This is a genomic window from Hahella sp. KA22 (assembly GCF_004135205.1).
Classification (GTDB): domain Bacteria; phylum Pseudomonadota; class Gammaproteobacteria; order Pseudomonadales; family Oleiphilaceae; genus Hahella.
In genome coordinates this window covers 51654-76139 of record NZ_CP035490.1, presented here as the reverse complement: position 1 = coordinate 76139, position 24486 = coordinate 51654, and the positions used below count along the sequence as shown (strand labels likewise).

The window sequence follows — 24486 nt, the reverse complement described above, 5'->3', positions numbered from 1 at the left end:
ACCGTCGCGTTGCGCTCACATAGCGAGGAGGTTGCTATGCGTAAGGATGTTCTGACCCTCGTCGGCGGCGTTTCTGTTTGCCTGTCGTTGCTGCTCACCAGTTGCCGCACGCCGGAGACAGGAGCCAACTCCCCGTCAAGGTCGCAATCCGCCAGTCAGTCCGACGGCCAACCCGCCGATCTCCCGCTACCCACCAGCATGCCTTTGCGGGACTATGAAAAAGTCCTCTACACCTGGCTGCTGAAATTCGATTACAAAAAGCTCGGCTGGAAGCGCGACAAGGGCGTGCGCGATACCGGCCCCTTCATCCGCAACGAGTATTTCGGCACCCATCCCGCCGTGCGCATCTTCTACTCACCGGAGGTCATGCGTTGGTTGGAGAACGGCCGTCAGGGCGATATCCCTGACGGCGCCATGATCGTCAAGGAGATGTACACAGCGCCCGGCGTGCTCTATCAGGATCTCGCCAAAGACCCCAAATACCAGGCCGACCCCGACGCGTATGAAACCATGCTCGGCAAGTTGCTCACCGCCTGGTCGGTGATGGTGCGTGATAAAGCCGGCTCCAAGGATGGCTGGTTCTGGGCGGGGCCCAGTGCGGCGGGAGAAGGGCAGACCATTGCAGAAGCGGTGGACAGCCAGTTGGACAACTACAGCCACGCGCCGTACTCCAGCTTCGGCGCGCCTTGTCTGCGCTGCCATGGTTCGGCGGAAAATATGTTTACCTTCAGCGCGTTGCGCAATATTGAAGGTTTCCTGCCGGAAGAATATCCCTTGCGCTTTTTTGTCGATACGTCCTGGCGCAGTCCCGATCATCTGAGCAGTTATCCCCTGTCTTTGTTGAAAGACGATCCCTACGCCCAGTCGGTGTTCGAAATTCCTGAATTGCAACGCCCCTGGGAAGACTCTGAAGTACCCGGTCTGCAGGCCTTCCTCAGTCAGCATATGGGGCAGGCGGAGCTATCCGCGCTGCCGATGAAGAACGAAGCCCTGCCTAATCCGAACAGCGCGTTCCTGAAGCAGTTTCCGGAGTTGGCGCGCAGCGTCTACCTAAAGGTGAGACCTTTCCCGTCGCAGTGGGCGGACCATGTAGTGCCCGGTCCAGATGGCGCGGAAGCTTTCATCACCTCCAGTAACTGTCTGGGCTGTCATGGCGGCCTGGGCGGTTTGCCGTATGGCGTCACCATGTTTCTGCAGACCGGTCCTAATTACGGCGAAGGCTTTAATGTCTCCGAATACGGGGAGTGGCGTTGGTCGCCCATGGGGCTGGCCGGGCGCGACCCCATCTTCCACTCGCAGTTGGAGAGCGAAATGGCTTATGTGGCGGCGGACGGGATGATGACCCCGACGCCGTTGAAAGGCAGCGTCGCCGATACGCAAACCGCCATCACCAACACCTGCCTGAGCTGCCACGGCGCCATGGGGCAGCGTCAGTTGGAAATCGACGCCGCAGTCGATCCCGCCCTTGACCCCAACTTCAAGGTGGATTACTTCTACCTCACCCAGGTGCTCTCCGCCGCCGAGCCCAAACCCGAGGACTACGCTTATCACAAATACGGCGAGCTGGCGCGGGAGGGCATCAGTTGCGTGGTGTGTCATCACATCAACGAGCCATCCGCCGAGCAGGTGTCTAGCTGGAATCCGACCAATCCCGGCTGGCTGACGCCGCTGACGCCGAAAGAGCTGGCGTTTGGCCTGTTCCACAATTCCACCGGGCGCTTCGAACGCGGTCCGGATGATGAGTACTACGGCCCGTTCAAGGACGTATCCACCCGCCCCATGGAAGACGTGCTGGGCGTGAAGCCGGTGCATAACGGCTTCATGAAGGATTCGCAGATGTGCGGCACCTGCCACACCATCAACCTGCCCAATATCGGCATGACCCAGAATCCCTACCCGGTGCTGGACGCCGCCGAAACCAATCCGGCGTTTAAGGATTACTCTCATACCATCGAGCAGGCTACCTTCCTGGAATGGCAGAACAGCGCTTTCGCCCAGGGTGAAAACGACCCCAACTCAGACTTCAAGAGCTGTCAGGGCTGCCATATGCCGGGCGGATTTGAAACCCTGGACGGCAGCATCGACATTGATCAGCTCGTCACTCAGGTCGCCACGATTCAGGACGCCAACTATCCGGCCGCGGAGCACACCCTGCCGCTGGAAGATATCGATATCCCCCTGCGTCCGGACTACAACCGTCATGAGCATGTAGGCCTGAACGTGTTCCTGCTGGAGATGTTCGACCAGTTCCCTGAGATTCTCGGCGTGGATAAAACCGACTACATGACCGGCGCGGACAACGGCGTGGACTTGGCCATCGATAATATGATTCTGCAGGCGCAGAAGGAGACGGTGGACATCGACGTGAAAGTGGAGGGCGTCAGCAACGGCGTGCTCACCGCCAACGTCACCCTCACCAACAAAACCGGCCACCGCTTCCCCAGCGGCGTGGCCTTCCGCCGCGCGTTCCTGGAGTTCCTGGTGATGGACGGCGACAAAGTGGTGTGGGGCTCCGGCCGCACCAACTCCGTGGGCGTCATCGTGGACGGCAAAGGCATCCCCCTGAAAACCGAATTCCTGCCCAGCCCGGACGCCTATCAGCCGCATTATCAGCTGATCACGCAGGAGAATCAGGTGCAGATCTACGAAGAGCTGAACCAGAACGCGCAACACGAATTCACCACCAGCTTCGTCCACCGCGTCTACAGCCCCAAAGACAACCGCCTGCTACCCAAAGGCTGGCGCGTCTCCACCGTGTTTAAACCGGAAGGGCAGGTAATGGAGCAATTCATGGCCTCCACCGACCCCCACGGCGTCGGCGACGACCCGGACTACCAGGACCAGGGCCCCGGCTTCAAAGGCCAGGACGCACTGACCTACAAAGTCACCCTGCCATCCGGCGTCAACACCGGCGCCCTCAGCGTAAAAGCCACCCTCTACTACCAATCCATCCCCCCCTACTGGCTAAAACAACGCTTCACCACCACCCCCAACGGCACGGCGACACAGCGTCTGTACTACATGGTCAGCAGACTGAACCTGGAAGGAACCCAAATGGAGAACTGGAAGTTGGTGTTGAAGAGTATGAAGGTTAGTGGGTTTTAGTCGGGAGAAAAGCGTTAGAGCAATAATATTGGATTTATAGAAATATATTGAGCTGATTGTAATGCCTTATCCGATAGATAAGAAGTTTGTAATAGCTGTATCTTCAAGTGCATTGTTTGACCTATCTGAGTCGCATGCTGTATTTGTTGATAAAGGGCCTAAAAAATATAAGAAATATCAAGAGAAAAACATAGATAGAGTTCTAGGGAAGGGAGTGGAGTTTCCTCTTATAAGGAGATTTCTAAGTATTAATAAAAGATTTTCACGGACTAAACCTGTAGAGGTTGTATTGCTGTCTAGAAACTCTGCTGCAACTGGAAAAAGAGTTTTTAGATCAATTCAGTGTTATGGTCTTGATATATCAAGGGCAGCCTTCATGGAAGGTGAGTCTCCCTATAAGTATATACCTGCATTTAATGCGTCACTATTTTTGTCGGCGGACGAAACGGATGTAATAAAAGCTATTGAATCAGGCCACCCAGCTGGGACAGTATTGCCGACCAACGTAGAAGATGATGAAGGCGATGATGAACTTAGAATTGCTTTTGATTTCGATGGGGTAATTGCCGACGATGAGTCTGAGGCTGTGTTTAAGGGAAAAGACTTATCTGACTTTCATGCCTACGAAGTAGCAAATTCTCATATTCCTCATAAGCCTGGACCTTTAGCTGATTTGTTCAAAAAACTTTCTTTTATTCAAAAGCTTGAAGATAAAAAGAGGGAGAAAGATAGGAACTATAAGAGAATTATTAAAACATCAATAGTGACAGCTAGAAATGCTCCTTCTCATGAAAGGGTAATTACTACCCTCGAAGACTGGGGTGTTAGTTCTAATCAGACTTTCTTCTTAGGAGGGATGAAGAAAGAGAGAATTTTATCTGTGCTACGGCCTCATGTATTTTTTGACGACCAGCGGAGCCACTTAAACTCAGAGGGCAAAAATATTCCAATGGTTCATATCCCTTTTGGGATTGCGAATAAAAACCCAATTATCAAGGTTTCATAGGCTTGAGATTAGAGGTTCACATGTGAACCAGAGCCTGAGGTAAATTTGCTCCAAACCACTTTCCAGCCCCAATGGAGCAAATCAAATGAAGGGCAATCGCATTATCAAACAAGCACTGACCATCCTGGCCGCCCGCCTGCGCGAGCCCGGCGCAGTGATCGCCAGCCCCCGCTTCGCTTACGACTACCTGAAACTGAATCTGGCTGAACTCCAACACGAAGCCTTCGGCGTGTTGTTTCTGGATAACCAGCACCGCGTTATCGAGTTCGATCTGATGTTCAGAGGCACCTACAACGAATCCACCGTCCACACCCGCGAAATCGCCAAAAAGGCGCTCTCACTCAACGCCGCCGCCGTCATCCTCGCCCACAACCATCCCTCCCAAAACGCCCGCCCAAGCCAAAGAGACATCCGCCTCACCCGAGAAGTGAAACGCACCCTCGACCTATTGGAAGTACGAGTGCTGGACCATGTGATTATTGGAGGGATGGAGGAGTTTAGTTTTGTGGAGAATGGGATTTTGTAGGGGAGTGGGGCTTGAGCTACTCCGAATGTTGGAAGGCGCTGCGCTTTTCCAACCTACGAAAATTCGGCGGCGTCAGTGATAGAGATGCTCTGTTAAGAATGCGTGGCGTGCGCCCAGGGAAGCAACTGGGCGTATGGCAAAAAAACCGTAGGTTGGATAAGCGAAGCGCCATCCAACATTGTGCTTATGTTACTGGTTCTTATCTTCAAAAGGCAGGAGATCGGCGACTTTCGTTAAAAACTCATCCAAGGGAATATAAGCGTCGCAGTGCTCCAAAGGAACGCTCCAGCCAAACTCCTCATCCCAGGTCATCACGTCGTACATATAGCGGAGGGCGGCAAGGCAAGGTTTTGTGCGATCTGGCTCGCCATATTGCCATTGGATGATGGCGTCTGGAACTATAGAGCCATCAGAAGGATCTAGAACACCCGTGAAGGCGCCTATGACTTCAGAAACGGGTATGAAACCGACTACCTTGGCGATTTTGGAGTCGAAGGGCACCCAGTAACTATCTCCACTTGGATCAACCTGCCAAAAGAGAACATCATAAACAGTGCCTGCTGGATACTGGATGGCGGAGACATAATAAATACCGCCTTTTTCTGGAGCGCCCTGGCGCCAATTGACTTCACTATTTGAAGCTACCATAGCATTGTATCTCCTTTATTTACCGCTCTTTCAAACTCATCAACCATTTCTTGAAGTCTGAATTTAGAATTTGTATTGAGCTGGCCATGCGCATCAAGCCAGAAATCCAGTATTCCAAATGCGCTTCTTTCTTTATGTGGAAGTTTATCTTCTGACCAAAGCGTGCAGTATACTAGGGCGTAATTGCTTGTCCAGTCTACTTGTTTATTAAAGTTGTATCTTCTTGTCGCCTTCAGATGCGAGGGAGAGCCTTTTTCTAGAATATGTGCGTGGTATGTATCTTCTAGCTTAAGAGGGTCTTTGTCATACGGAACATCCCTCCCGATAAGATATCTAATATTTATATAGTTATTTGTGTCATTGAATTTTAAGTTTTCTTTCTTGTACTCGATAAAATCCCTTATTAAGTCTTGAAGCTCTGGAATTGCTTGGAACTGGCTCTTTATCTGTGGACTAAGCCAAACCTTTTTAGCCTTACTCATCAACTGCTTCCCTGCGGTTTAGTAAACAATCATGGTCCACTTGTGTCCATTTTTCTCGGCATCCTTTCTTGCTCTTTCGAATGCATCGGCGACTTTCTTTATGTTTTCTGGGGTTGGCTTAAAACGAGCTACGTAAGCTGGCTTGTTTGGAGTTTCGTTTTTTTTCTTGTCGGTCATAGTGACTAATCCTTTAAGCGTGTATAAGATGGTTTTGAAATTCGAAATTCATATCTATTTTGACAACGATTTTTGATTATCATGTGTGTGTCGAATGATGTATAGAAAGCTGGCTTGGTTTAATGTTAAAAATGATTAATTGGAGTGGTGAGCTTATAGTTCTACGAAGCTTTGGATGGAAGATATAAACATGACTATATATCGTATTATCCATGAAGAATCCTATCTAACTTTCGAGATTCCCACGGGCGAAATCTTAGAAAAGCTGGGGCGTGAGTATCCATTCCACATCAAACGTGCTCCAGTTCCCTATCATGCAGTATGGAAGCCGTTGAACATCAAGTTCAAAGCAGCGGAAAGCCGCGCAAAAAATATCCCAGATATAGCAGCCAGAAACGGTCGACTTTTCTTTAATGAAAAGGCCTACAAAGCACTGAGCGGCCTTTTGGCCCAAGTAGGGGAGTTCTTACTGGTTAACTTTGACGAATCCCACGGCTACCTGTTCAATCCTTTGCGAACAGCGGAAGAAGTGGATGGCGTGGATCGGCGTTTGACGGCGTACGATGCTAATCAGAACTTGGTAAACATCACCTTCGACGAATCCAAGGTTGGCGGTTTCCCTATATTCAGAACTGAACTGGATACCTTCCAGGGCATATTTTGTAATGAAGCCTTCGCCGAAGCATACAGGCAGTCAAAACTAACCGGCATTTTTCTCCATTCGGACTTATCCAATCCGCTCGGCGAGAGCTACGGCGTAAAGCATTGATGCTCTGAGCCCCCAGTCACCGTAGGTTGGATAAGCGCAGCGCCATCCAACAGTTCTTCTCACTTGTCGCGATACGTTTTTCGTTTTCCGGTGATGCCTGTTTGTTTCTCTCAACGACGGACTTTAGACGTTGTTATCGCTATATTTCTTTCGGGAAGGCGCTCGGATAACATCACAGCGTTTCTTCGTTTTCTGCAACCAGATCTCCCTTCACTCAACGAGTCATACTTTTACAACCGCATATGAAAAAACATTATTTGGCCGGACTGCTGTGTGGATTACTGATTAGTGGCGCCGGCGGGCGTTCCGCTCTCGCTGCAACATCGGAAGAGTTGTTCATCAGCGGGCAGTATGAAGAATTTTTTTCGCAGGCTCATGAGGCGGCGGCCAAGGGCGACGCAGACGCTCTGTTTTTGCTTGGTAAAGCTTACGACTTGGGAAAAGGCGTTAATGAGGACCGCGAACAGGCTCGTGTGTTTTATCAACAGGCTCGGGAGAAAGGCTCTGCGCGGGCCAGCCATAACCTGGGCGTGATGGAGATTGACGCCAGGCGACCCGAGGCCGCTATTCCGCTTTTGCAGGAGGCATTGGATCGGGGCTTGAAGATGCCTACCTATATTAACCTCGCGGTTGCGTATAACGAGCCCGATCCTACGTCTGTGTTCGCAGTGGCGGGTGTGCTTCCCAATATTCTCAAGTCCGGCGATTACTACGCCCAGGCGCATGAATTGAAGCCGGACGCAGGCTATGACTTCGAAGCTTCCAGGCAATATGTTCGCGCTTACCAGATGTCCAGGCATCTATTGCCGGGAGAACGTGATGGTTTTGACTCGTCCGCCATGAGAAAGCAGGCGGTGGAGTGGCTGCAGAAGGGGATGGACAGAGACCTCAGGCAGGCATGGACCAACTACGGGGTGCTAATGCTTGATGAGAAAAACTACGTGGAAGCCCAATCCGCCTTCAGCAAAAGCGCCGCGCAGGACGAGCCGGTGGCCCACTATCATCTGGCTCGCATCGCGGAAATGGGATGTGGTCAGGAAGATCGCGATAGAGAACAGGCGTTGATTCACTACGAGAAAGCCGCCCTGCTAGGGCTGGAAGCGGCCCGCCAGCCCGCCAGAAACCTGTTGGAAGAGGAACTCAGATACGAAACCGACATAGACAAACTGGAACAAGGCCTGAAACGGCTGGAGGCCCTACGCAAGCCGGATGATTATAACTACATATCGCTGAACTCGCCTGAAGCCCGCTTGATCTGGGGGAAATTTTTGCGTGATCAAAAACGAACAGCTCAGCCTCTCCCCGCACTGCCGATCATTCTAAAGGCCTGCGGATTGGGATTCAGTCAGCCTCATGGAGAGCAATTCAACATCGGCGAAAATTCGAGCTGGCGTCTGGAAGCGCACAAAGCGCTGGGCGAAGTCGAACCGCTTTCTTTCAGCGGTTTAGTGAACGCCGAGGGCTGCGCGGAACTGGACCAGGAAATGCCTGCGAATGTACGCACATTGCTCGATGAAGGCGCAGTTCTGGCGCTTAGATTCCCCAACTATTCGCTGCCTCTGCAATGGAAACAAGAAGCAAAAAATATCCTCCTCGACATGCAACCCATCGGCGCTCCGCTGCCAAGCGGGATTTAACTACTAAGCCGCTGACATCGCTCGATTTGAAAACGCCCAGAACCCATTGATGGGGCTGGGCGTTTTTCTCCATTTGGGCTTATCCTACCCGCACGCTTTAACCCCACGGAACCCAAAGAGTGAATAACAGGATTATTTCAATAAACAACGAGAAGCTGGATTCGTTTCCGGTCATTGAGGATTACGCTTCTCTTCGTGAGTTGTCTTTGAACGGCAACCGCATCAGCGCTATTCCGCACAGTATCGGAAGTGCGGCGGAACTGAAAAAATTCAGTGTCTTCGATAACCAGATCGCGGAGATTGTCCCTGAAATCTGGAGTCTGACTCAGCTGGAAGATTTGAACGTCAGTAAAAATCAGCTGGAAGCGGTGTCCAGTGAGATTGGCAATCTGACCAAGTTGAAGATTATCGATATCGCGCACAACAGGTTGAGTGAGATGCCTGGCTCGATTGCACACTGTGGTGACGTAGAGTTTTTATACGCCAGCAACAACAAAGTTGCCGCGCTGCCAGGCTCTCTGAAGCAGTTGGATAAATTGCTCTACCTTAATCTGAGCGATAACCCGCTGACGGCGTTGCCGGATGATTTCAGTTTTGAGTCATTGGTGGAGTTCAGGTTGTATAACAGCGGTCTTGTCGCCTTGCCGGATTCCTTCTTTCTGTCCCGAACGCTGAAAGAAGTGTATCTCCAGAACAATCGTCTGACTGAACTGCCCAAAACGATTGGTCGCTCAACCAAACTGCGTAAGTTATTTCTGGAGGGCAACCAGATTACGGCGTTGCCAGATGAAATCGGGGGCTGCGCGTCATTGGAAGAGTTGGACCTGCGTAATAATCCTATCGAGCAACTGCCAGACTCCATCGGTGAGCTGAAACAACTGCGCCTGCTGGACCTCAGAAAAAATCGTCTTGAGACGCTGCCTGAGTCGATCCTGTCGTTGGAGAACCTCTGCAAACTGGACCTGCGCTGGTCCGAGCGGCTGCAAGAGCCGGAATGGCTCGATGAACTTAGAGCCCGAGGCTGCTTGGTTTACTGCTAGTGCTGGCTTGGAGAGGGTGAAGTCACACCACTAGGTTGCTTCGCCTTCTTCATCCTCCAGAACTTTTGAACTGGCCCCGCTGACGAATTCCGACGCCTGGTAGATGAGGACCGTTTCAGCGACCTCAATGATGTCCTTATTTTCTTTTGTCGGAGCGGTAAAGTTTTCAGGAACGTACCGTTCGCATTTGGAAACATCCATTACCCACATTCTGTTCTTGCTCAGATAGTCATCGAGCGCATCAAGCGCCGCCCTCATTGAATGCCCCGGGACGATGATGATGCCCGCGATATATTCGGAGCCGTCCAGATTCATAAGCGAAAACTCATCCATGTGGGCTTTGAAGTGAATGATCCAGGCGGCGTGTTTTGTCATTGAATTGCAGTGTCCTGAAAGTGCAACGTTAAGGCCGACAGCAGGTCTTGCGCGTTAATGGAATATATCTGGCGGCGGCCTTCAGGAATTCTTCCAGTGGGATATGCCCGCGGCAGTAAGCGATGGGTGTGCTCCAGCCGAATTCTTCGTCCCAGGTGAGGATATCGTAAGAGCCCGGAGCGGCGGCGATCTGGGGCGCTTTGGAGTCTGGTTCGCCGTCGCGCCAGGGTAATATGGCGGCGTCGGCTTGGTAGTTTTCATCGATGTAGTAGGCGCCGGTCAGGTAGAGCAAGGCGTCTTTGACGGGCATGAAAGCGATAACATCAGCGGTTAGTGATGTTTGTCCATACCAGCTTGTGATCCCGGTGTAGTGATCATGGTGTCGATAGATTGCGTCATAAACCAGCCCCGCCGGATAGGCTATCGCCGCCAGATAAAGAATACCGACTTTACACTCTGATCCAGACAACCACATGGGCTTAGCAATCGACGGCGATGTCATTAAATTTCACTTTTTCCTGTTCTACTTTCCCGGCGTATACTCGGGCTGAAGGGATTCTCTTTGCGTAGAAAATTATCTATGTTGAGGGTGGCGATGTATAGAAAGCCGGCTTGGTTATCGGCGGTTAATTCTGAGAAATTCGCTGCATCCGCGCGGGGTAAATCCTTCTCCCGCTGGTTAAACCGGGAATAGTGGGCTATCTGTTTTAGCAGAGAAGAAAGGAAAAGACTTTTAGTAGTGGGCATCTGAGAGACGAGTTGAGCAGGGTTATGGCTAAAGCAAGCGCGATAAATACGCCGGTGCATATTGTTCTGGTCGGCGACTCCATTTTTGATAACGCATCCTACGTCGATGAAGGCGATTCCGTTGTGGAGCAACTCCAGGCGGTGATGGGAAACGACGTCACCGTGACTCTGATCGCGGTGGACGGCAGCGTCACCACGGATGTGTCGGAGCAACTGGTGGACTTTCCCGACGACGCTTCTCACGTCATCGTGAGCTGTGGCGGCAATGACGCCCTGAGCGTGATTAATATTCTGGACGCCCGCGTCAACACCGTCGGCGCCGCCATGCGCGCGATGGACCGGGAGCGCGACGCCTTTCGCTCCAACTACAGCAACATGCTGGAAGCCTTGCTGGAAAGAAGCCCCAATCTGGTGGTCTGCACCGTATACAACAACATCCCCGGCCTGGGGACGGAAACGGTGGCCGGGTTGGCGCTGTTCAACGAAATCATTCTGGAGGAAGCCATCGCCAGACGGCTCCCGATCATCGATCTGCGCAACCTTTGCCAGGATGTGGGAGATTACTCCGCCAGATCCCCCATTGAACCTTCCGCTCAGGGCGGCAGGAAAATCGCCAAGGCTATTCAGCGGGTTGTGGCGCTGCATGCGTTTGGGACGGGAGAGAGCAGAGTCTACGTCTAAGCCCACCTGCCTCACTTCAAGCGAGAACGCGGGGAAGGTTACGGGATAAAACCCGTTCGCCCTGAGCCTGTCGAAGGGCCTCCCAGAGCGCCAACTCTCCCTGCTTCCACAAGTTGCTTTATGATTCCGCCGGCCCGGTTTGCGCGAGATCATCCTGATGATCAGACAGAATATGCTGGTCCAGCAGCTCCAGCCTGACCTTCAACGCTTGCGCGTATTCAGGCGTTGGCGGCGCATTCACTGGAATCAGACTTTGCACTGACTCACCTTGCTCTACCGCCGCCACCCATTCCTCCATCGCGCCAATATAGCCATCCAATGCGCAGGCGGCATTGGGCGCGTCTTCCGTGGTGATGTAGGCCGTAGGCAAATCGCCGGTGATCACCCAAACCCATTCATCCACTTCAGGGCGCGCCGGGCGAATCTGGAAAAGAAACACCCCCAGGATGCCCGGCGTATACATGCCGATATAAGACTGCAGAATCCCCTCGCACCAATTGTAGAAAGCGAGCTCATCTCCCGCCGCGCGCAGAAGCTCGGAAAAGTCATCTTTATCCTGTGAAAGCGTTTTTAAGTAAGCGGAGGTTTCCACCACTTTGCTCATATCGACATAGTGCAAGTCAGACTCCTGATAAGCTGTCCCATTAAAACCAGCGCCTTTATGCCAAAGTTATTCGAACAGGGGAATAGCCAGCAGCTGACCCCAGGCGAAAAAAACGCGAATAAAGGGAAGCATAAGCCACCCCCCGCTCGCCCTGAGCCCGTCGAAGGGCCTCCCAGAGCGCTAAAGAACCCACAATAAAGACAGATCCAATACAACACCCACCCCTACATACTCTCGCCCACCGGGCCACTAATACCCCCGTTCGCCCTGAGCCTGTCGAAGGGCCTCCCAGAGCGCCAAAGAAACCACCGGTATCCCAGACGCCTTTGCCTGAACTGAATAGGTAAACCTATAATCGGGAGCGGTTCTAACCGTGGCTATAGTATTCGTAGGAAAAGGGTGAGGGGACACATCCATAATCAAGTTGCCAGTCGAATGGCTATCTCCCTCGCAGAACGCGGAGAACTTACAAACGGAGTAGTGCATGAAGAAAAGAATGACATTGAGCCGCGTCGGCACTCTCCGTCGTCTGCGCGGAATAGCGGTTTTGTTTGCGCTGCTGTGGGTAGCGGCGACCTTTGGCGTCGAGAAAGACATTGATCAGCAAAAAGTACTGGCCTATGTGGAGAAGCTGAGTGAAATCAAGTCGCCGCAACAGGCGCTGGATTACTGGCGTTCGCTGCAGCCGGAACTGGGCGGAACGGATGGGCGTTATGAATACTGGCTGGGAAAAATCTACCAGGACTTGCAACAAAATGAAGCAGCGCTGCAGGCGTTTAACCAAAGCGTAAAACTCGATCCCGGCAATCGCTGGCCCTACCTCAAAATTGCTGAGCTGGGCATTCAGCAGGGCGCCTACGAGGCGGTGGAATCGTTGATGAACAAGCTCATCAACGCCTATCCCGACTGGTATCTCGCCCCTCTGACCCTGGCGCAGTCCTACTACGCCAGCGGACGCTATGACGACGCGGTGAAAGCCGTGACGACCTCTCTGAAGATCGAGCTGACGCTGGAAGGCTACGTGCTGCTGAGCAAGGCCGCGCTGGAAACCAAAGATTACCTCACCGTCGTCCAGGCAGGGGTGACCGCGCAGGAAAGCGATCCACAACTGCAAAAAGACCCTGAACTGTCCGAACGCATAGTACAGGCCCTGGTCGGGATGGAGCGCCGCGACAAAGCCGCCGTCTATCTTGATGGCCAGAAGTCCGCGTTGCCTGCAGAGACGATTCGGGCGTTGCGGGACAAATACGCGCTTAAGTAATTCCAGTCTCAGCAGTCCAGCTTCTGTATGCTGTTCTTTGAGGCTTGAATAGATAATTTGAGCCTGAGCTTCAGGGTTGGCTGGAAATCATGAACAAGCCGCTGGAAACCAACATCTTGGATGTCCAGGCTCCACAAATCACATCCCCAGGGCTTCTTTTAGCTTTTCTAGCGCCTGCTTAAGTTTGTTATCTGGCATTTTCGCAAGATTAACCAGTTTCCACTTAATGGCTGGAAGTTCACTTATCCCTTTCAGGTTAAGTAGTTCCCAATCTGGCTTACGGTTTTTAAACGAAAGTAGAAAGTTTTTCTCGCTTTCAGTTAGCCCTTGATGAATTAGTCCTACCAAGCGCTCTCTAACTTCCAACAGCTCTTCCAGAGGAACATTCGTCTCGGCCATATTTGCAAATTCACCTGCGTAGATGGCCGATATATCCTTATACTGCGGGCTGAGTAATTCGGCTATTGGTCGATTGTGACTCGATAGATAAACAAGTAAGGCTTTTCTTATCTCATCCGCCAACCCTTCATTTTCCAAGAGCCACTTAATATCAAATAAGTCTCTTGGATGCTGTCGATCTAATGCCGCGCAGATTTTTCCTGCGTAGAGATCGGCCAGCGCCACCACAGGTACTTCGACTTAGCCAAATTCATCTTCTACCGCAGAGCACACTTCCAATAGCTGCGGCTCGTAAACTGTGCCGCGCAATACAGGTGATAATTCGACTTTTATCTGTACGCCGTTACGCGCAACTATCAGACGTAGCGCATCGCGTTTTGATTTATAGGCTTCTGTTAGCTCTATGTCTTTAAACGCTGCTTTGAGATCTGCGCTAATTGCATCTAATGCTCCGCAAATTTCCTGTAAAGCCTCATCACGGCCCTTCATGGGGAGATAGACCAGATCAATATCAACGGACAAGCGCGGAAGATTTCTTACAAAGAGGTTGATTGCCGTACCACCTTTGAGCGCAAAACATTTTTGTTTGGCGACAAAGGGCAAAACCTGCATCAATAGCTGCACTTGCTTGTAATAATTGCTGTTTTTATCCATCCCTGAACCTAACTTGCATTTACCGTTACCATATGTGACGGTATGGTGATTAGATAGTCCGTATCCAGCTTGCCGCTTTTAGCGACAACGCGCTTACCTGAGCCTAGGTCGTAATCTTCGACATCCAGTTTACTAAACCAAGGGTAAGCTTGACGTTTCGCCAGCCAGAAAAACAGCCGTTTGGCCTTCACGCTCTTACAGGCTTTTAAAAGCATATCGAGTTTTCTGGGTGATAAGTTTACTAGTCCCTGCATTAGTTCATCGGCATGCTCAAACGTCACCGAGCCTGGCAAGTCCACTAACAACTCCAATATGGCTTTCTCTGGGCATGAGAAATATACGGGCGGCAAGTCCGCTTCCCACTCATATTCCTTGATAAAAGTTTTATCGGCTAGCAGGCTTTCAGGCCACAGCTTGTTAGTACTGTGTCCTTCAAACTCTACAGGTAGCGACAATCGTGTAAGCCATGTCGGCAACTTGCTAGGCGTGTATAAGTGGATATGTAGCTTACTGCCCAATGAAAGATATTGTGATATACCAGACAAAGAAAAGGCTGTCAGCCCACCGACTACAACAGGCGGTACATTTTCTCCTTTGCCTTTTTCCATGCGCTGCATAGAGGCGACAACACCTTCCCAGCTCAAAGAGCGAGAATACTGACTATACACGCCAGTAGCCAACGACAATAAAGTGTCGGTTTTAACCGCGTTGTCCAGCGCATGAGTACTTAAGCCTTGGTCCGCTAGCCATTTTCTGGTGGCTAACATGCCATAAGGCAGAAGTGTTCTAAGTGACTGCTTATAAGCACCTTTCGTTACGCTTTCCCCTAAAGTAACACTCTTATTCAAGCCCCAAACTCTCTCTAGGTTTATCATTTGAAAAATTCACGGCGAATACCGCCGTAGATTCTGTTTTTTTATAAACTAGCATATCGATGGAGAGTTTACCTTTGCTAACTTTTACGGCGCTATTCGCCGTAAATTAATAAAGTATTAAACCTCTGTGGTTTTAGTGCAAGTGACTACCAGAACGATAGCCTGTGTATGTCGCCGGCATTCGTAAGTATGTGTGGAAGTCGCTCTGTCGCCCACGCATAAACCGCCCGCCATAAAACCGGCGTATCCCCATTGTCGAGCGAGGAGGGCGCTTAACTGCTTCTTCCATAATGAAATCTGTTTGTAACCATGCTGTCACCTCTTTCCGGTATTTCTGGCCCACTGCGTTCTGACGTGAACTCTGATGAGAAGAGGTTTGAGTATGTCCGACATAAAAAAATTCGAATTCGACAACTCCGGAATTGATCCTGTCACCAACTTTTCCGGAAACCGCCCTTTCGCTTCCGTGCTTGAAACCCGCATCGCCCGCCGCACCGTCATCAAGGGCGGCGTCAGCGCCGCGTTGGCGGGCATGCTGGGCATGTCGCTGATCGGTTGCAGCAACGACAACGATGGCGGCGACCCTGATGACAACCAGGGTCCGCTACTGGGCTTCACCGCCATCGCCACCAGCGTCGCCAACGAGGTGAAAGTGGCGGCTGGCTACACCGCCAAGCCGTTCGTTCCCTGGGGGACGCCGCTGACCGGCGCGCTGCCTGAGTATCTGGGCGATGGAACCAACACCGGCGCCGATCAGGAGCAACAGGTAGGCATGAACCATGACGGCATGCACTACTTCCCGATTGATTTCAAAGAAGGCGGCTCCAGCTCGGAAGAAGGCCTGCTGGTGATGAACCACGAATACATTGAGCCGGACTTTCTGCATCCAGACGGCCCCACCGAAGTGGGCGGCGTCCGACCTGAAGCGGAAGTACACAAAGAAGTGGCGGCCCATGGCGTCAGCGTTATTCATATCAAGAAAACCGCCGGCGTTTGGGATATTGTCCATGGCAGCCAGTACAACCGCCGGGTGACCGGCGCTACCGACATGGCGCTGCGCGGACCGGTGCGTGGAACTGATTATGCCGTGACCAAGCACAGCAATGATGGAACCCTGGCGCGGGGCACGCTGAACAACTGTTCCATGGGGTATACGCCCTGGGGCACCTATCTGGCCTGTGAAGAGAACTGGGCGGGTTACTTCAAAAGCAATGACGATCCCAAGCCGCGCAATCTCTCCCGTTACGGTGTGGGAAGCCGCTCCCGTTATGGCTGGGACACGGTTGCTGGCGTGGATGTATACGAGCGTTTCGACGCCACCAGCAAAGGCGCCAGCGCAGCGGACGACTATCGCAATGAGCCCAACACCTACGGCTGGATTGTGGAAATCGATCCATTCGAACCGACTTCCACCCCACAAAAGCGCACCGCTCTGGGCCGTTTCGGCCATGAAGGCATCATTTTCGGTCTGGTGGAAGAGGGCAAACCCATCGTTTGCTATTCCGGCGACGACTCCCGTTTTGAATACATCTATAAGTACGTGTCCAATCAAGCCTACTACGCAGACACCGCCAGCGGCGCGCTGTTGGACGACGGCAAGCTGTACGTGGCCAAGTTTAACGATGACGGCAGCGGCGAGTGGCTGGAGTTGTCACATGGCGTCAACGGACTGACTGTGGCCAACGGTTTCGCGGACCAGGCGGATATTCTGATCAACGCCCGCACCGCGGCGGATTTCGTCGGCGCCACACCCATGGATCGTCCTGAATGGGGCGCGGTGCATCCGACGACTGGCGAGGCTTACTTTACGCTTACCAACAACAGCAAGCGTAAAGAAGACCAGGTGGATGCGGCGAACCCACGCCCCAACAATCAATACGGCCATATCATTCGCTGGCGCGAGAACAGTGATTCTGTCACTGCATTCCAGTGGGATATCTTTGTGCTGGGCGGTCCCGCCGGCACGGCGACGCCGGGTGAGAGCGCGGCGCTGGTGACGCTGGACGACAGCAACAAGTTCAACAGCCCGGACGGCCTGTGGTTCGATAAACGCGGCGTGTTGTGGATTCAGACTGACACCGGCGGCACGGAAGAGTTCGGCAACGATCAGATGCTCGCCGCTGATCCGTCCACCCGTGAGATTCGTCGCTTTTTCACCGGCGTGGTGGACTGCGAAGTGACCGGTGTGACCTCGACGCCGGACCTGAAAACCATGTTCGTCAATGTCCAGCATCCGGGCAGCAAAAACGGCGACGGCAGCTACACCAGCAACTGGCCGGACGGCGGCTCCGCACGCCCTCGCGCCTCCACGGTCATCATCACCAAAGACGACGGCGGCGTTATCGGCAGTTAAGCCGCGCTAGAACGTCTGCCGGCCGCGGACGAGGAATTGGACGCCGTCGATTTCCTCTCCGCCGCCTTCGTCCCGGTCCAACGGGACCGCGATATCCAGGTGCAGGACGCGCGTGACCTGGATACGGCTGGAGGTCAGGCGCAGACCGATCCCGACATCGTGCAGGACGCCGTTGTTGGGACCGTTATCCTCACCAGGAAACCATGCCCGCCCCATATCCACGAAGACCGCGCCGCCGAGGCGAAACAGTTCGAACGGATGCCAGTTGGAGTAGTAACGCCGCTCCAGGGTGAGCAGAAAGCTGCGATCCCCCGTCTGATAACGCAAAGGATAACCGCGCAGACCGTTGTCACCCCCTAAGGTCAATTGCAAATCCGAAGTCAGGCCTTTGCTGTAAGCCAGGTTCAGCGCTGCGTACCAGCTGTTCTTACGTTTGGATTCAGTGCGCAGATAACGGGTCTGCAGGCCCAGGAGCATATTTTCCATCCGGTCTCCCGAAGGGCTCCAGTAAGCGCTCTGGTCGAACTGGATATCCGCGAATTGCAGGCGTTCCGCCAGCAGCGCGCGACTGATCCCGCTTTTCAGCACCCACTGATCCTCGCTGGCGCCGAACGATTCCGACGACCAGCCCAGTCGCGCAAATAACTGCAGGCCGGTAGGAATGTCCTCGATCTGTTGGATCTGATTGAAATTGTAGGTCTGGAAATAAAGGTCCTCACTGTATTGGTAACCGATCCAGGGTAGCTGAGGATGCGGTCCTCGGGAAAGGGATCGGGGGGCGTTTCTCCCGCTTCTTCGGAGAAGTCGTAATGGGCGTACTCATAGCCGTAAAGCAGGCGATGGTCGTTGAAAGCGCCGCCGCCAATGGAGTGACCGCTGAACAGGCCGTAACTCTCCAGACGCTGCTTGAACTCGCTGACGCTATCGCCCCGGTAATAGAGCTTTTGCGTCAGTTGTTCGCGATTGTAGGCGACGCCGCCGGACCAGTTGGCCCCGACCTTATAGAAGGGACGCACGAACTGGGCGGCGCGGCGGTATCCGTCGCTGTTTTCCGAAAGCGTTAACTGGGACGTCCAGCGTGAGCCCAGCAGGTTGGGGTCCTGATAATCGACGGTAAAACCGGTGCGGGATTCATCTTTCTTGTGGCTGAACGCCAGACGCTTGCCATACCCCAGAAAGTTCTCGTCGGTCAGGCCCAGTATGGTGGTGTTCTCGCCGCCGCTGCGACTGAAACCCAGCGCAGGCAGTAACGTCCATAAGTCCCGGGTGACCACGGCGACATCCACGACCCGTCCACACACGCGGAAGGGCCGCACCCAGGCGTTGTACAGGTAGGATTTATCGCGCAGAGCGCGCTCGCTTTGCTGCAGGATATGCGGGTCGTAGGAATCGCCGCTTTTGAACAGAAGCTGATAACGGGCGGCTTCTTCGCGGGTGCGGATATGCAGGGCGTTGGCGGTGCGGTAAATCCAGTGATCTTCTTCTGGATCAGTGGCGTCGAAAATCTCCCGGTTGAAGACATAGACTTCGCCAATCTGCGCATTCTCCGGGATCGCGAGGCCCAGCTCCTGCCGCAGTTGCTCGCGAGGGTTATCGAAGTCCACCTCGCCAGGCTGGATTTCCGCATACTGACAACCCAGCGCCGCTTCCTGCTCGGCCCAGGTGAGTTCGGCGCAGCAACCCGACGCCAGGGCGACAAGCCAGCGGAATGGTCGGCGAAGGGAGATTGGGCTCATTGCGTATCCATCGAGAGGAAGTCCTGATTGATAAGCGGTTTTTATTTATAAGCTTAGCGGTTTATGGCGCAAGATGGAGCCTCAACTTTACGGTCTGATGACTGAGCGTGCTTTTGGAAGTTGTGCGTATCTTTGAATACTGAGCGCATCTCTGAATACTGTACGTGTGTTTGAGTCATATATTAACATGGCAATGATATTGGCATGTTAATCACCAGGCGCATGGACGCGCCTGCGCGGCGACAAGACGCGGGAGACAGGGCCTGACATGTGCAGGCCCTGTCGTTGCAGACAAATAGAAGGAAGCTATTTGTCTGCCGGATTAATAGTCACTCCGTTCGCCCTGAGCTTGTCGAAGGGCTTCCCAGAGCGTAAACCGAATCAGAAGTGAACAACATGCCTATTCCACTGCCGCCAACGCCGCAGAACACTTCTCCCGTAAAAAGTCCCGCAACAGTAGCGCTGCGGGCGACACCTGCTTCTTGCCGGGACAGACCAGATACATGCTGATTTCCGCGCAGGCGTATTGGCTCAGGGTGGCGCGCACGCGGCCGTGGAGCAGGTCGTCGCTCATGTCTAGCATGGACTTATTGGCCAGTCCGACGCCGGCGACGGCCCAGCGGTGGACCGCTTCGGCGTCATTGCTGATGCGGTCGCCACTGACGTTGACGCTGATACGCTGGTCGCCGTCGTGAAATCCCCACTGGTCATAAGCGCGCTCATCCACCAGGTACAGCAGGCAGTTATGGTTGCGCAGGTCTTGCGGCGTCAACGGTTCGCCATAGCGTTCGAAGTACGCCGGCGAACCGCAGATGATGCGCCGGGTGTTTACGATATTGAAAGCGACATGGTTGGAGTCCGGTGGCGCGCCATAACGCAGGGCGATATCCACATTCTCCCGATTGATGTCCGCCACCCGGTCCGTCAGCTCCAGGCGCAGCACGAGATTGGGGTATTGCGCCTGAAACTCGTCCAGCCATGGCATCAACAGATTGCGACCGAAATCAGAGGACGCGGATATGCGCAGGGTTCCGCTAATTTCGCCTTTCTTCGCCAGCAGCTCCCGCCGTCCGGTATCGAGGGCGTTCAATGCTGTCCGGCAGTGTTGCAGAAAGCTTTCCCCCTCGCTGGTGAGACGCAGACTGCGGGTGGAGCGTACAAACAGTGAGACGTCCAGGCTCTGCTCCAGGCGCTTGATGGCGGCGCTGGCGGCGGCGGGGGTCATATCCAGCTCCCGGGCGGCGGCGGTGAGGCTGCCGTGCAGAGCGGTCTGGTGAAAAACGGTAAGGTCGTTGATAGAGGACATTTTCAAAAAATATTTGAAAAAGAAACAACTAATAGGCTGTTTTTCGTTAACAGTCAATGAGAGAGAATGCCCCATCGCCGCATTACGGCCCCGAATTCACCTTCAAAGGAGCACGAACATGAAAGCTATTGGTTATCTGCAAGCGCAGCCTATCGATCATCCCGAATCACTATTGGACATCACCCTGCCTGATCCGCAGCCCCAAGGGCGCGACCTGTTGGTGGAGATCAAGGCGGTGGCGGTTAACCCGGTAGACGTCAAAGTGCGCAGAAGTTCCTCTGCGGAAGGGGACGCCCACAAGGTGATCGGTTGGGACGCTTCCGGTGTGGTGAAAGCCGTGGGAGATCAGGTCAGCCTGTTCAAGCCCGGCGACGAAGTCTATTACGCGGGCTCTATCGCCCGTCCCGGCACAAACAGCGAGCTGCACCTTGTCGATGAGCGCATCGTCGGGCGCAAGCCGTCCAATATTGGCTTTGCGGAAGCGGCAGCGTTGCCTTTAACGGCGATCACCGCCTGGGAAATGCTGTTTGAACGTCTGGAGATAGGCAAGCAGAGCGATTCAGCTGGTCCTGCCCGGTTATTGGTAGTCGGCGCCGCTGGCGGCGTGGGCTCCATCATGCTGCAGTTGGCCCGCAAACTGACTGACGCGGTCATCATCGGCACCGCGTCGCGTCAGGAAACCCGCGATTGGGCTTTAGCCATGGGCGCCCATCATGTCATCGACCATCGTCTTCCTTTGCATGACGAGTTACAGCGCATCGGCATAGATAGCGTGACTCATGTGGCGAGCCTGACTCATACAGAAAAGCATTACAGCAGCATTGTAGAGGCGCTGGCGCCGCAGGGTCGTCTGGCTATGATCGACGATCCTTCCACGCCGATCGATATCATGCCTCTGAAACGCAAGAGCCTGTCTTTGCATTGGGAAATGATGTTTACCCGCTCGCTCTATGAAACCGCGGATATGATTGAGCAGCATCGTCTGCTGAACCGTGTGGCGGAGCTGGTGGAGGAGGGCGCCGTGCGCACGACGCTGAAGCAGAATCTGGGCAAGATCAACGCGGAGAATCTGAAGCGCGCCCACAGCCTGATTGAGAGCGACGCCGCCATTGGCAAGATTGTGTTGGAGGGATTCTGACACTTTTGGTCCTTTCGGCGTTTCCGTATTGCAACCGCTCCATGCCCGGCTAAGCCGGGCGTTTCCGCTGTTTTCAGCGGCCTTCCGCAAAGTCCAGTTACTTTATTGCAACGGTTTTGTAAGTGTTGCCTAGGACTTCCCGTGGATTTTCCCGTCTCGAAGCTGGCTTTGATTGTAATTTCCTCTTTTTTATTTTCTTTCAATATATTGTTTTTAAAAGAGAAATTATTTTAATTGGTTTTCTTTTTCAGATTGCCCGCGTTATTCAGGTTTTCTGGTATGAAACTTGAAAACTTATCAGCAGTTTTTGTTGAACCGTTGTAGCGCCGCAGAATGATAAGAGGAGACGATTAATGCGAAAGGTGACACTTCTTGGTTTTCTGGGCGCTCTGTTATTGACGGGTATGACGCAGGCTTCCGTCATCGGGGAAGCGGAAGAGGCGACTTGGACCCCGTCGCAAATCCAGGCGGGAGAAATGGCTAAGCAAGGTCGCGTTGCAGTGAGTGAACATCGACCGTATGAGCCGCGTCAGGCGCAAGCGTCGAGTGAGGCGGATGACTGGCTGGACGCCTACGTGCAGGAAATGTTTCAGGTGGAGGCGCGGGCGCCGCGTTTCATTGGCGCTGAACCGGTGGTCAAACCGTATTGGTTCACATTGCTGTTGTCAGACGTCGCCTCCATTCGCTGGTTGTTCTCGCATTTGGGCGGCAACCTGTGGGTGATTGATCACAATGGTCCGGTGACCTATGTTCCGCAGCCATCTACTTTGGCGCTGATGGGGTTGGCCGGATTCGCCACGCTGACGGCGGGATTGCGAAATAAGCATAAATATTGTTAAGACTCCGGGGTCCGGATGTGTCACTATAAGGGCCCCTCAAAAAAATTCCGAATTATTAAAGAGTTGCCTGCGCCGGTCCGTTCCGCTCCGTCTTCCTGCGGACGGGCCGGCTTGGGGCTTGTTTTGCTAACGATTCGCCAAGGTTTGGTGTGAAGTATCGGCAATGAAGATTAGGCGAGCCTTCTCGGAAGAGTGTGTTGTATTGAGTGAGATCGCCATGGAAAGCAAGGCGGTCTGGGGCTACTCCCAGGCGTTTATGGACGCCTGCCGCGCGGAATTGACCTATTCCGAAGACTACATGTCCCGACACACGGTATATACGGCGGTGGCCCGCAGCGGCGAAATCGCCGGTTTCTATTCCTTGCGCGCGCTGTCCCCGGTGTGTACTGAGATGGACGCGTTGTTCGTGCGCCCGGACTATATGCGTCAGGGCGTCGGCCGCGCTCTGATGGAGCATGCGGTGCTGTGGGCCTATCAATCTGGTTATCACCTGATGATGATTCAGGGCGATCCCAACGCCGCCGGGTTCTACGAAACCTTTGGCGCTATTCTGATCGGCTACTCCGACTCCACCCGTTTCCCTGGCCGTAAGCTGCCTTTGTTCCAGATTGCGTTGATCGATCAGGTCTCTGCAATCAGCGCTTCTTTGTAATCCCTTCGTAACCGTTTCCCGCGTCTTTGTGTCGTTATTGGCCTTCTATGTGATTATTTTTTGAACTGTGTCACAAAAAGGACTAATTTATAAGACATCACCAAGAGTCTCTATCAGTGGCGAATTGTCTGACGCCTGACAGGCGACGATGTGTTCCTGAACGGCGCCGACGCGACAATAACAATATAAAGGCTGAGGATTATGGAAACTCTCAATGCTGTCATCACCATCGCCAGCGTGTTGCTGGTGTTGAGCGGCGTCGCTTTGTTCTTCGGGGGCAAGCTCGCCAATCATGGCGCGGAAGCGCGGCAGACGGGCATCTACGCGAACTTCAACGCGCCTACCGTGGTTTTGTTGCTGGCGGGCGTCGGGATGGCGCTGGCGCCGCGACTGACCAATAACACTCAATATGGCTTCAACCAGTTACCGGCGCCGGCGGCGGGGATTGAGAGCATGTCCGACGCCTCCAACAAGATCGCCGACGTGGCGCAGTCGGAAAGCCAGCCGCAGGTTTCCATTCAAGCGAAAACGTCGTTATTAACGGCGGGCGGTTATGAACTCATGAGTTATTCCCGCGATAACAAACAAATGCATCTTGTGGGCGGGATGGATCTTTACGCGCTCAGGGCCGACCAATACCAGATCTTCGTGGAGCTCAACGCCTACGACGACCAAGGCCTGCGCGACATATACACCGGCAGCGGCCTGCTGTATTTCGATGGCTCCAACTGGATGCTGGATATGGAAGGCGGCGTCGGGCCGGCCATGTTGACGCAGCAGGAAACCCCCGTGAAGCTCACCAAGGAAGGCGATTTTATAGTGCTTGCCTATGAGTCGGACGGGCGCTCTTACCAGTTGATCTGGCTGCAGGATTAAGCGCCCGCGCGGCGTTCACCAACGCCCGAACATGTGAAAAGCGGAGGGGCTGCCGATAGGCGCGCTGAAGTCGCCATGTTTGCAGTCCCGCACCAGCGTTTCGAATTGCTGATGATTCATATGGATCAGCTCCCGATGATCGCCCGCCTCCAGGTATAGCTCCGCTGAACGCAGCAGCTCGTCGTCGACGATGGTTTCCATCTGATAGGCCAGTCCGACGGCGGGAATGGCGCCGAGGGAACAATCGTCGAACAGGGAAGACAGAGACTTCTCATCCGCCAGCTTCAAGCCTCGCTGCACGAGGGCGCCCAGCTTTCTCATCTGCACTTTATTGATGGCGGGAAGCACCGCCATCAGGTGGCGGCCTTCATGATCCTCCATCACCACGGCCTTGGCCATGTTCTTAAAGGGCACATGGGCGGCGATGGCGGTCTGTACCGCGCCTTCGCTATAAACATGGTGGGTGACGTCATAGGAGATCTGTTGATTGTTGAGGTACTGTCTGACTCGGTAGGCAATAGACATTTTCTCGCCCTCCTACATCTTTTTAACGCACAGGCAGCGCCTGACTGAGCAGGCGCAGGCGGATAAACAGTGAGA

At 53.5% G+C, this 24486-nt stretch carries 24 protein-coding genes and 1 pseudogene; 13 read left to right on the top strand and 12 right to left on the bottom strand.

Annotation, left to right across the window (positions count from 1 at the left end):
- Positions 1-36: 36 nt before the first annotated feature.
- From EUZ85_RS00370 to radC, 3 genes are all read left to right on the top strand, one after another.
- Positions 37-3105: a hypothetical protein gene (locus EUZ85_RS00370; protein WP_127973973.1), complete on the top strand. Its 3069-nt coding sequence runs from the start codon at positions 37-39 to the stop codon at positions 3103-3105.
- A gap of 61 nt (positions 3106-3166) precedes the next feature.
- A complete protein-coding gene (locus EUZ85_RS00365; protein ID WP_127973972.1) occupies positions 3167-4111 on the top strand; it encodes a 5'-nucleotidase in 945 nt (314 codons plus the stop codon).
- Positions 4112-4196: 85 nt separating this feature from the next.
- A complete protein-coding gene (gene radC / locus EUZ85_RS00360; protein WP_127973971.1) occupies positions 4197-4637 on the top strand; it encodes a DNA repair protein RadC in 441 nt (146 codons plus the stop codon).
- Positions 4638-4826: 189 nt separating this feature from the next.
- Here radC and EUZ85_RS00355 read toward each other — a convergent pair whose 3' ends face one another.
- Genes EUZ85_RS00355 through EUZ85_RS31045 form a run of 3 tightly spaced genes read right to left on the bottom strand, consistent with a single transcriptional unit; the run spans position 4827 to position 5944 of the window.
- Positions 4827-5285: a hypothetical protein gene (locus EUZ85_RS00355; RefSeq protein ID WP_127973970.1), complete on the bottom strand. Its 459-nt coding sequence runs from the start codon at positions 5283-5285 to the stop codon at positions 4827-4829.
- On the bottom strand, positions 5279-5767 hold the full coding sequence (locus tag EUZ85_RS00350) for a type II toxin-antitoxin system YafO family toxin (protein ID WP_127973969.1): 489 nt from the start codon (positions 5765-5767) through the stop codon (positions 5279-5281). Before EUZ85_RS00350 ends, EUZ85_RS00355 begins: the two co-directional genes overlap by 7 nt.
- Before the next feature lie 18 nt (positions 5768-5785).
- Complete coding sequence (locus tag EUZ85_RS31045; protein ID WP_164887405.1) at positions 5786-5944, bottom strand: hypothetical protein; 159 nt, start codon at positions 5942-5944, stop codon at positions 5786-5788.
- A 175-nt stretch (positions 5945-6119) separates the two neighbouring features.
- Here EUZ85_RS31045 and EUZ85_RS00345 point away from each other — a divergent pair, with 175 nt between their 5' ends.
- The 3 genes from EUZ85_RS00345 to EUZ85_RS00335 all read left to right on the top strand — a co-directional run bounded on the left by EUZ85_RS00345 (position 6120) and on the right by EUZ85_RS00335 (position 9390).
- Positions 6120-6713, top strand: coding sequence for a hypothetical protein (locus EUZ85_RS00345; protein WP_127973968.1), 594 nt, complete (start codon positions 6120-6122; stop codon positions 6711-6713).
- A gap of 242 nt (positions 6714-6955) precedes the next feature.
- Positions 6956-8350 carry a tetratricopeptide repeat protein gene (locus EUZ85_RS00340; protein ID WP_127973967.1) on the top strand — a complete coding sequence of 465 codons (1395 nt, stop codon included), beginning with the start codon at positions 6956-6958 and terminating at the stop codon, positions 8348-8350.
- A 119-nt stretch (positions 8351-8469) separates the two neighbouring features.
- Entirely contained in the window at positions 8470-9390 is a 921-nt protein-coding gene (locus EUZ85_RS00335; protein ID WP_127973966.1) for a leucine-rich repeat domain-containing protein, read from the top strand.
- Positions 9391-9420: 30 nt separating this feature from the next.
- Here EUZ85_RS00335 and EUZ85_RS00330 read toward each other — a convergent pair whose 3' ends face one another.
- Together EUZ85_RS00330 and EUZ85_RS00325 are read right to left on the bottom strand one after the other, a co-directional pair.
- On the bottom strand, positions 9421-9765 hold the full coding sequence (locus tag EUZ85_RS00330; RefSeq protein WP_127973965.1) for a hypothetical protein: 345 nt from the start codon (positions 9763-9765) through the stop codon (positions 9421-9423).
- 28 nt (positions 9766-9793) lie between these two features.
- Complete coding sequence (locus tag EUZ85_RS00325) at positions 9794-10267, bottom strand: hypothetical protein (RefSeq protein ID WP_127973964.1); 474 nt, start codon at positions 10265-10267, stop codon at positions 9794-9796.
- A 269-nt stretch (positions 10268-10536) separates the two neighbouring features.
- Between EUZ85_RS00325 and EUZ85_RS00320 the strand changes: the two genes are divergently transcribed.
- Positions 10537-11193, top strand: coding sequence for an SGNH/GDSL hydrolase family protein (locus EUZ85_RS00320; protein ID WP_127973963.1), 657 nt, complete (start codon positions 10537-10539; stop codon positions 11191-11193).
- Between the two features lie 118 nt (positions 11194-11311).
- On the opposite strand, the gene EUZ85_RS00315 is transcribed toward EUZ85_RS00320, so the two are convergent.
- Positions 11312-11812, bottom strand: coding sequence for a hypothetical protein (locus tag EUZ85_RS00315; protein ID WP_127973962.1), 501 nt, complete (start codon positions 11810-11812; stop codon positions 11312-11314).
- Positions 11813-12281: 469 nt separating this feature from the next.
- On the opposite strand from EUZ85_RS00315, the gene EUZ85_RS00310 reads away from it, so the two are divergent.
- On the top strand, positions 12282-13058 hold the full coding sequence (locus EUZ85_RS00310) for a lipopolysaccharide assembly protein LapB (protein WP_127973961.1): 777 nt from the start codon (positions 12282-12284) through the stop codon (positions 13056-13058).
- A 138-nt stretch (positions 13059-13196) separates the two neighbouring features.
- On the opposite strand, the pseudogene EUZ85_RS00305 reads toward EUZ85_RS00310, so the two are convergent.
- Both EUZ85_RS00305 and EUZ85_RS00300 read right to left on the bottom strand, forming a co-directional pair.
- Positions 13197-14069 (bottom strand): annotated as a pseudogene (locus EUZ85_RS00305) (nucleotidyl transferase AbiEii/AbiGii toxin family protein).
- A 50-nt stretch (positions 14070-14119) separates the two neighbouring features.
- The gene (locus EUZ85_RS00300; protein WP_241566914.1) at positions 14120-14959 is read right to left on the bottom strand and encodes a type IV toxin-antitoxin system AbiEi family antitoxin; all 840 of its coding nucleotides are present in this window, start codon (positions 14957-14959) and stop codon (positions 14120-14122) included.
- A 409-nt stretch (positions 14960-15368) separates the two neighbouring features.
- Between EUZ85_RS00300 and EUZ85_RS00295 the strand changes: the two genes are divergently transcribed.
- Positions 15369-17339, top strand: coding sequence for a PhoX family phosphatase (locus tag EUZ85_RS00295; RefSeq protein ID WP_127973959.1), 1971 nt, complete (start codon positions 15369-15371; stop codon positions 17337-17339).
- 6 nt (positions 17340-17345) lie between these two features.
- On the opposite strand, the gene EUZ85_RS00290 is transcribed toward EUZ85_RS00295, so the two are convergent.
- The 3 genes from EUZ85_RS00290 to EUZ85_RS00280 form a co-directional block, all read right to left on the bottom strand.
- On the bottom strand, positions 17346-17927 hold the full coding sequence (locus EUZ85_RS00290) for a BamA/TamA family outer membrane protein (protein WP_129498702.1): 582 nt from the start codon (positions 17925-17927) through the stop codon (positions 17346-17348).
- Positions 17921-19075, bottom strand: coding sequence for a BamA/TamA family outer membrane protein (locus tag EUZ85_RS00285; RefSeq protein WP_129498701.1), 1155 nt, complete (start codon positions 19073-19075; stop codon positions 17921-17923). Before EUZ85_RS00285 ends, EUZ85_RS00290 begins: the two co-directional genes overlap by 7 nt.
- A 400-nt stretch (positions 19076-19475) precedes the next feature.
- A complete protein-coding gene (locus EUZ85_RS00280; protein ID WP_127973957.1) occupies positions 19476-20381 on the bottom strand; it encodes a LysR family transcriptional regulator in 906 nt (301 codons plus the stop codon).
- Positions 20382-20499: 118 nt separating this feature from the next.
- On the opposite strand from EUZ85_RS00280, the gene EUZ85_RS00275 reads away from it, so the two are divergent.
- The 4 genes from EUZ85_RS00275 (at position 20500) to EUZ85_RS00260 (ending at position 23886) form a co-directional block, all read left to right on the top strand.
- A complete protein-coding gene (locus tag EUZ85_RS00275) occupies positions 20500-21519 on the top strand; it encodes a zinc-binding alcohol dehydrogenase family protein (protein ID WP_127973956.1) in 1020 nt (339 codons plus the stop codon).
- 353 nt (positions 21520-21872) lie between these two features.
- Positions 21873-22358: a hypothetical protein gene (locus EUZ85_RS00270; protein ID WP_127973955.1), complete on the top strand. Its 486-nt coding sequence runs from the start codon at positions 21873-21875 to the stop codon at positions 22356-22358.
- A 163-nt stretch (positions 22359-22521) separates the two neighbouring features.
- A complete protein-coding gene (locus EUZ85_RS00265) occupies positions 22522-23010 on the top strand; it encodes a GNAT family N-acetyltransferase (protein WP_127973954.1) in 489 nt (162 codons plus the stop codon).
- Positions 23011-23211: 201 nt separating this feature from the next.
- Positions 23212-23886 carry a hypothetical protein gene (locus tag EUZ85_RS00260; RefSeq protein ID WP_127973953.1) on the top strand — a complete coding sequence of 225 codons (675 nt, stop codon included), beginning with the start codon at positions 23212-23214 and terminating at the stop codon, positions 23884-23886.
- Positions 23887-23901: 15 nt separating this feature from the next.
- On the opposite strand, the gene EUZ85_RS00255 is transcribed toward EUZ85_RS00260, so the two are convergent.
- Entirely contained in the window at positions 23902-24411 is a 510-nt protein-coding gene (locus EUZ85_RS00255) for an aminoacyl-tRNA deacylase (protein ID WP_127973952.1), read from the bottom strand.
- Between the last annotated feature and the right edge of the window lie 75 nt (positions 24412-24486).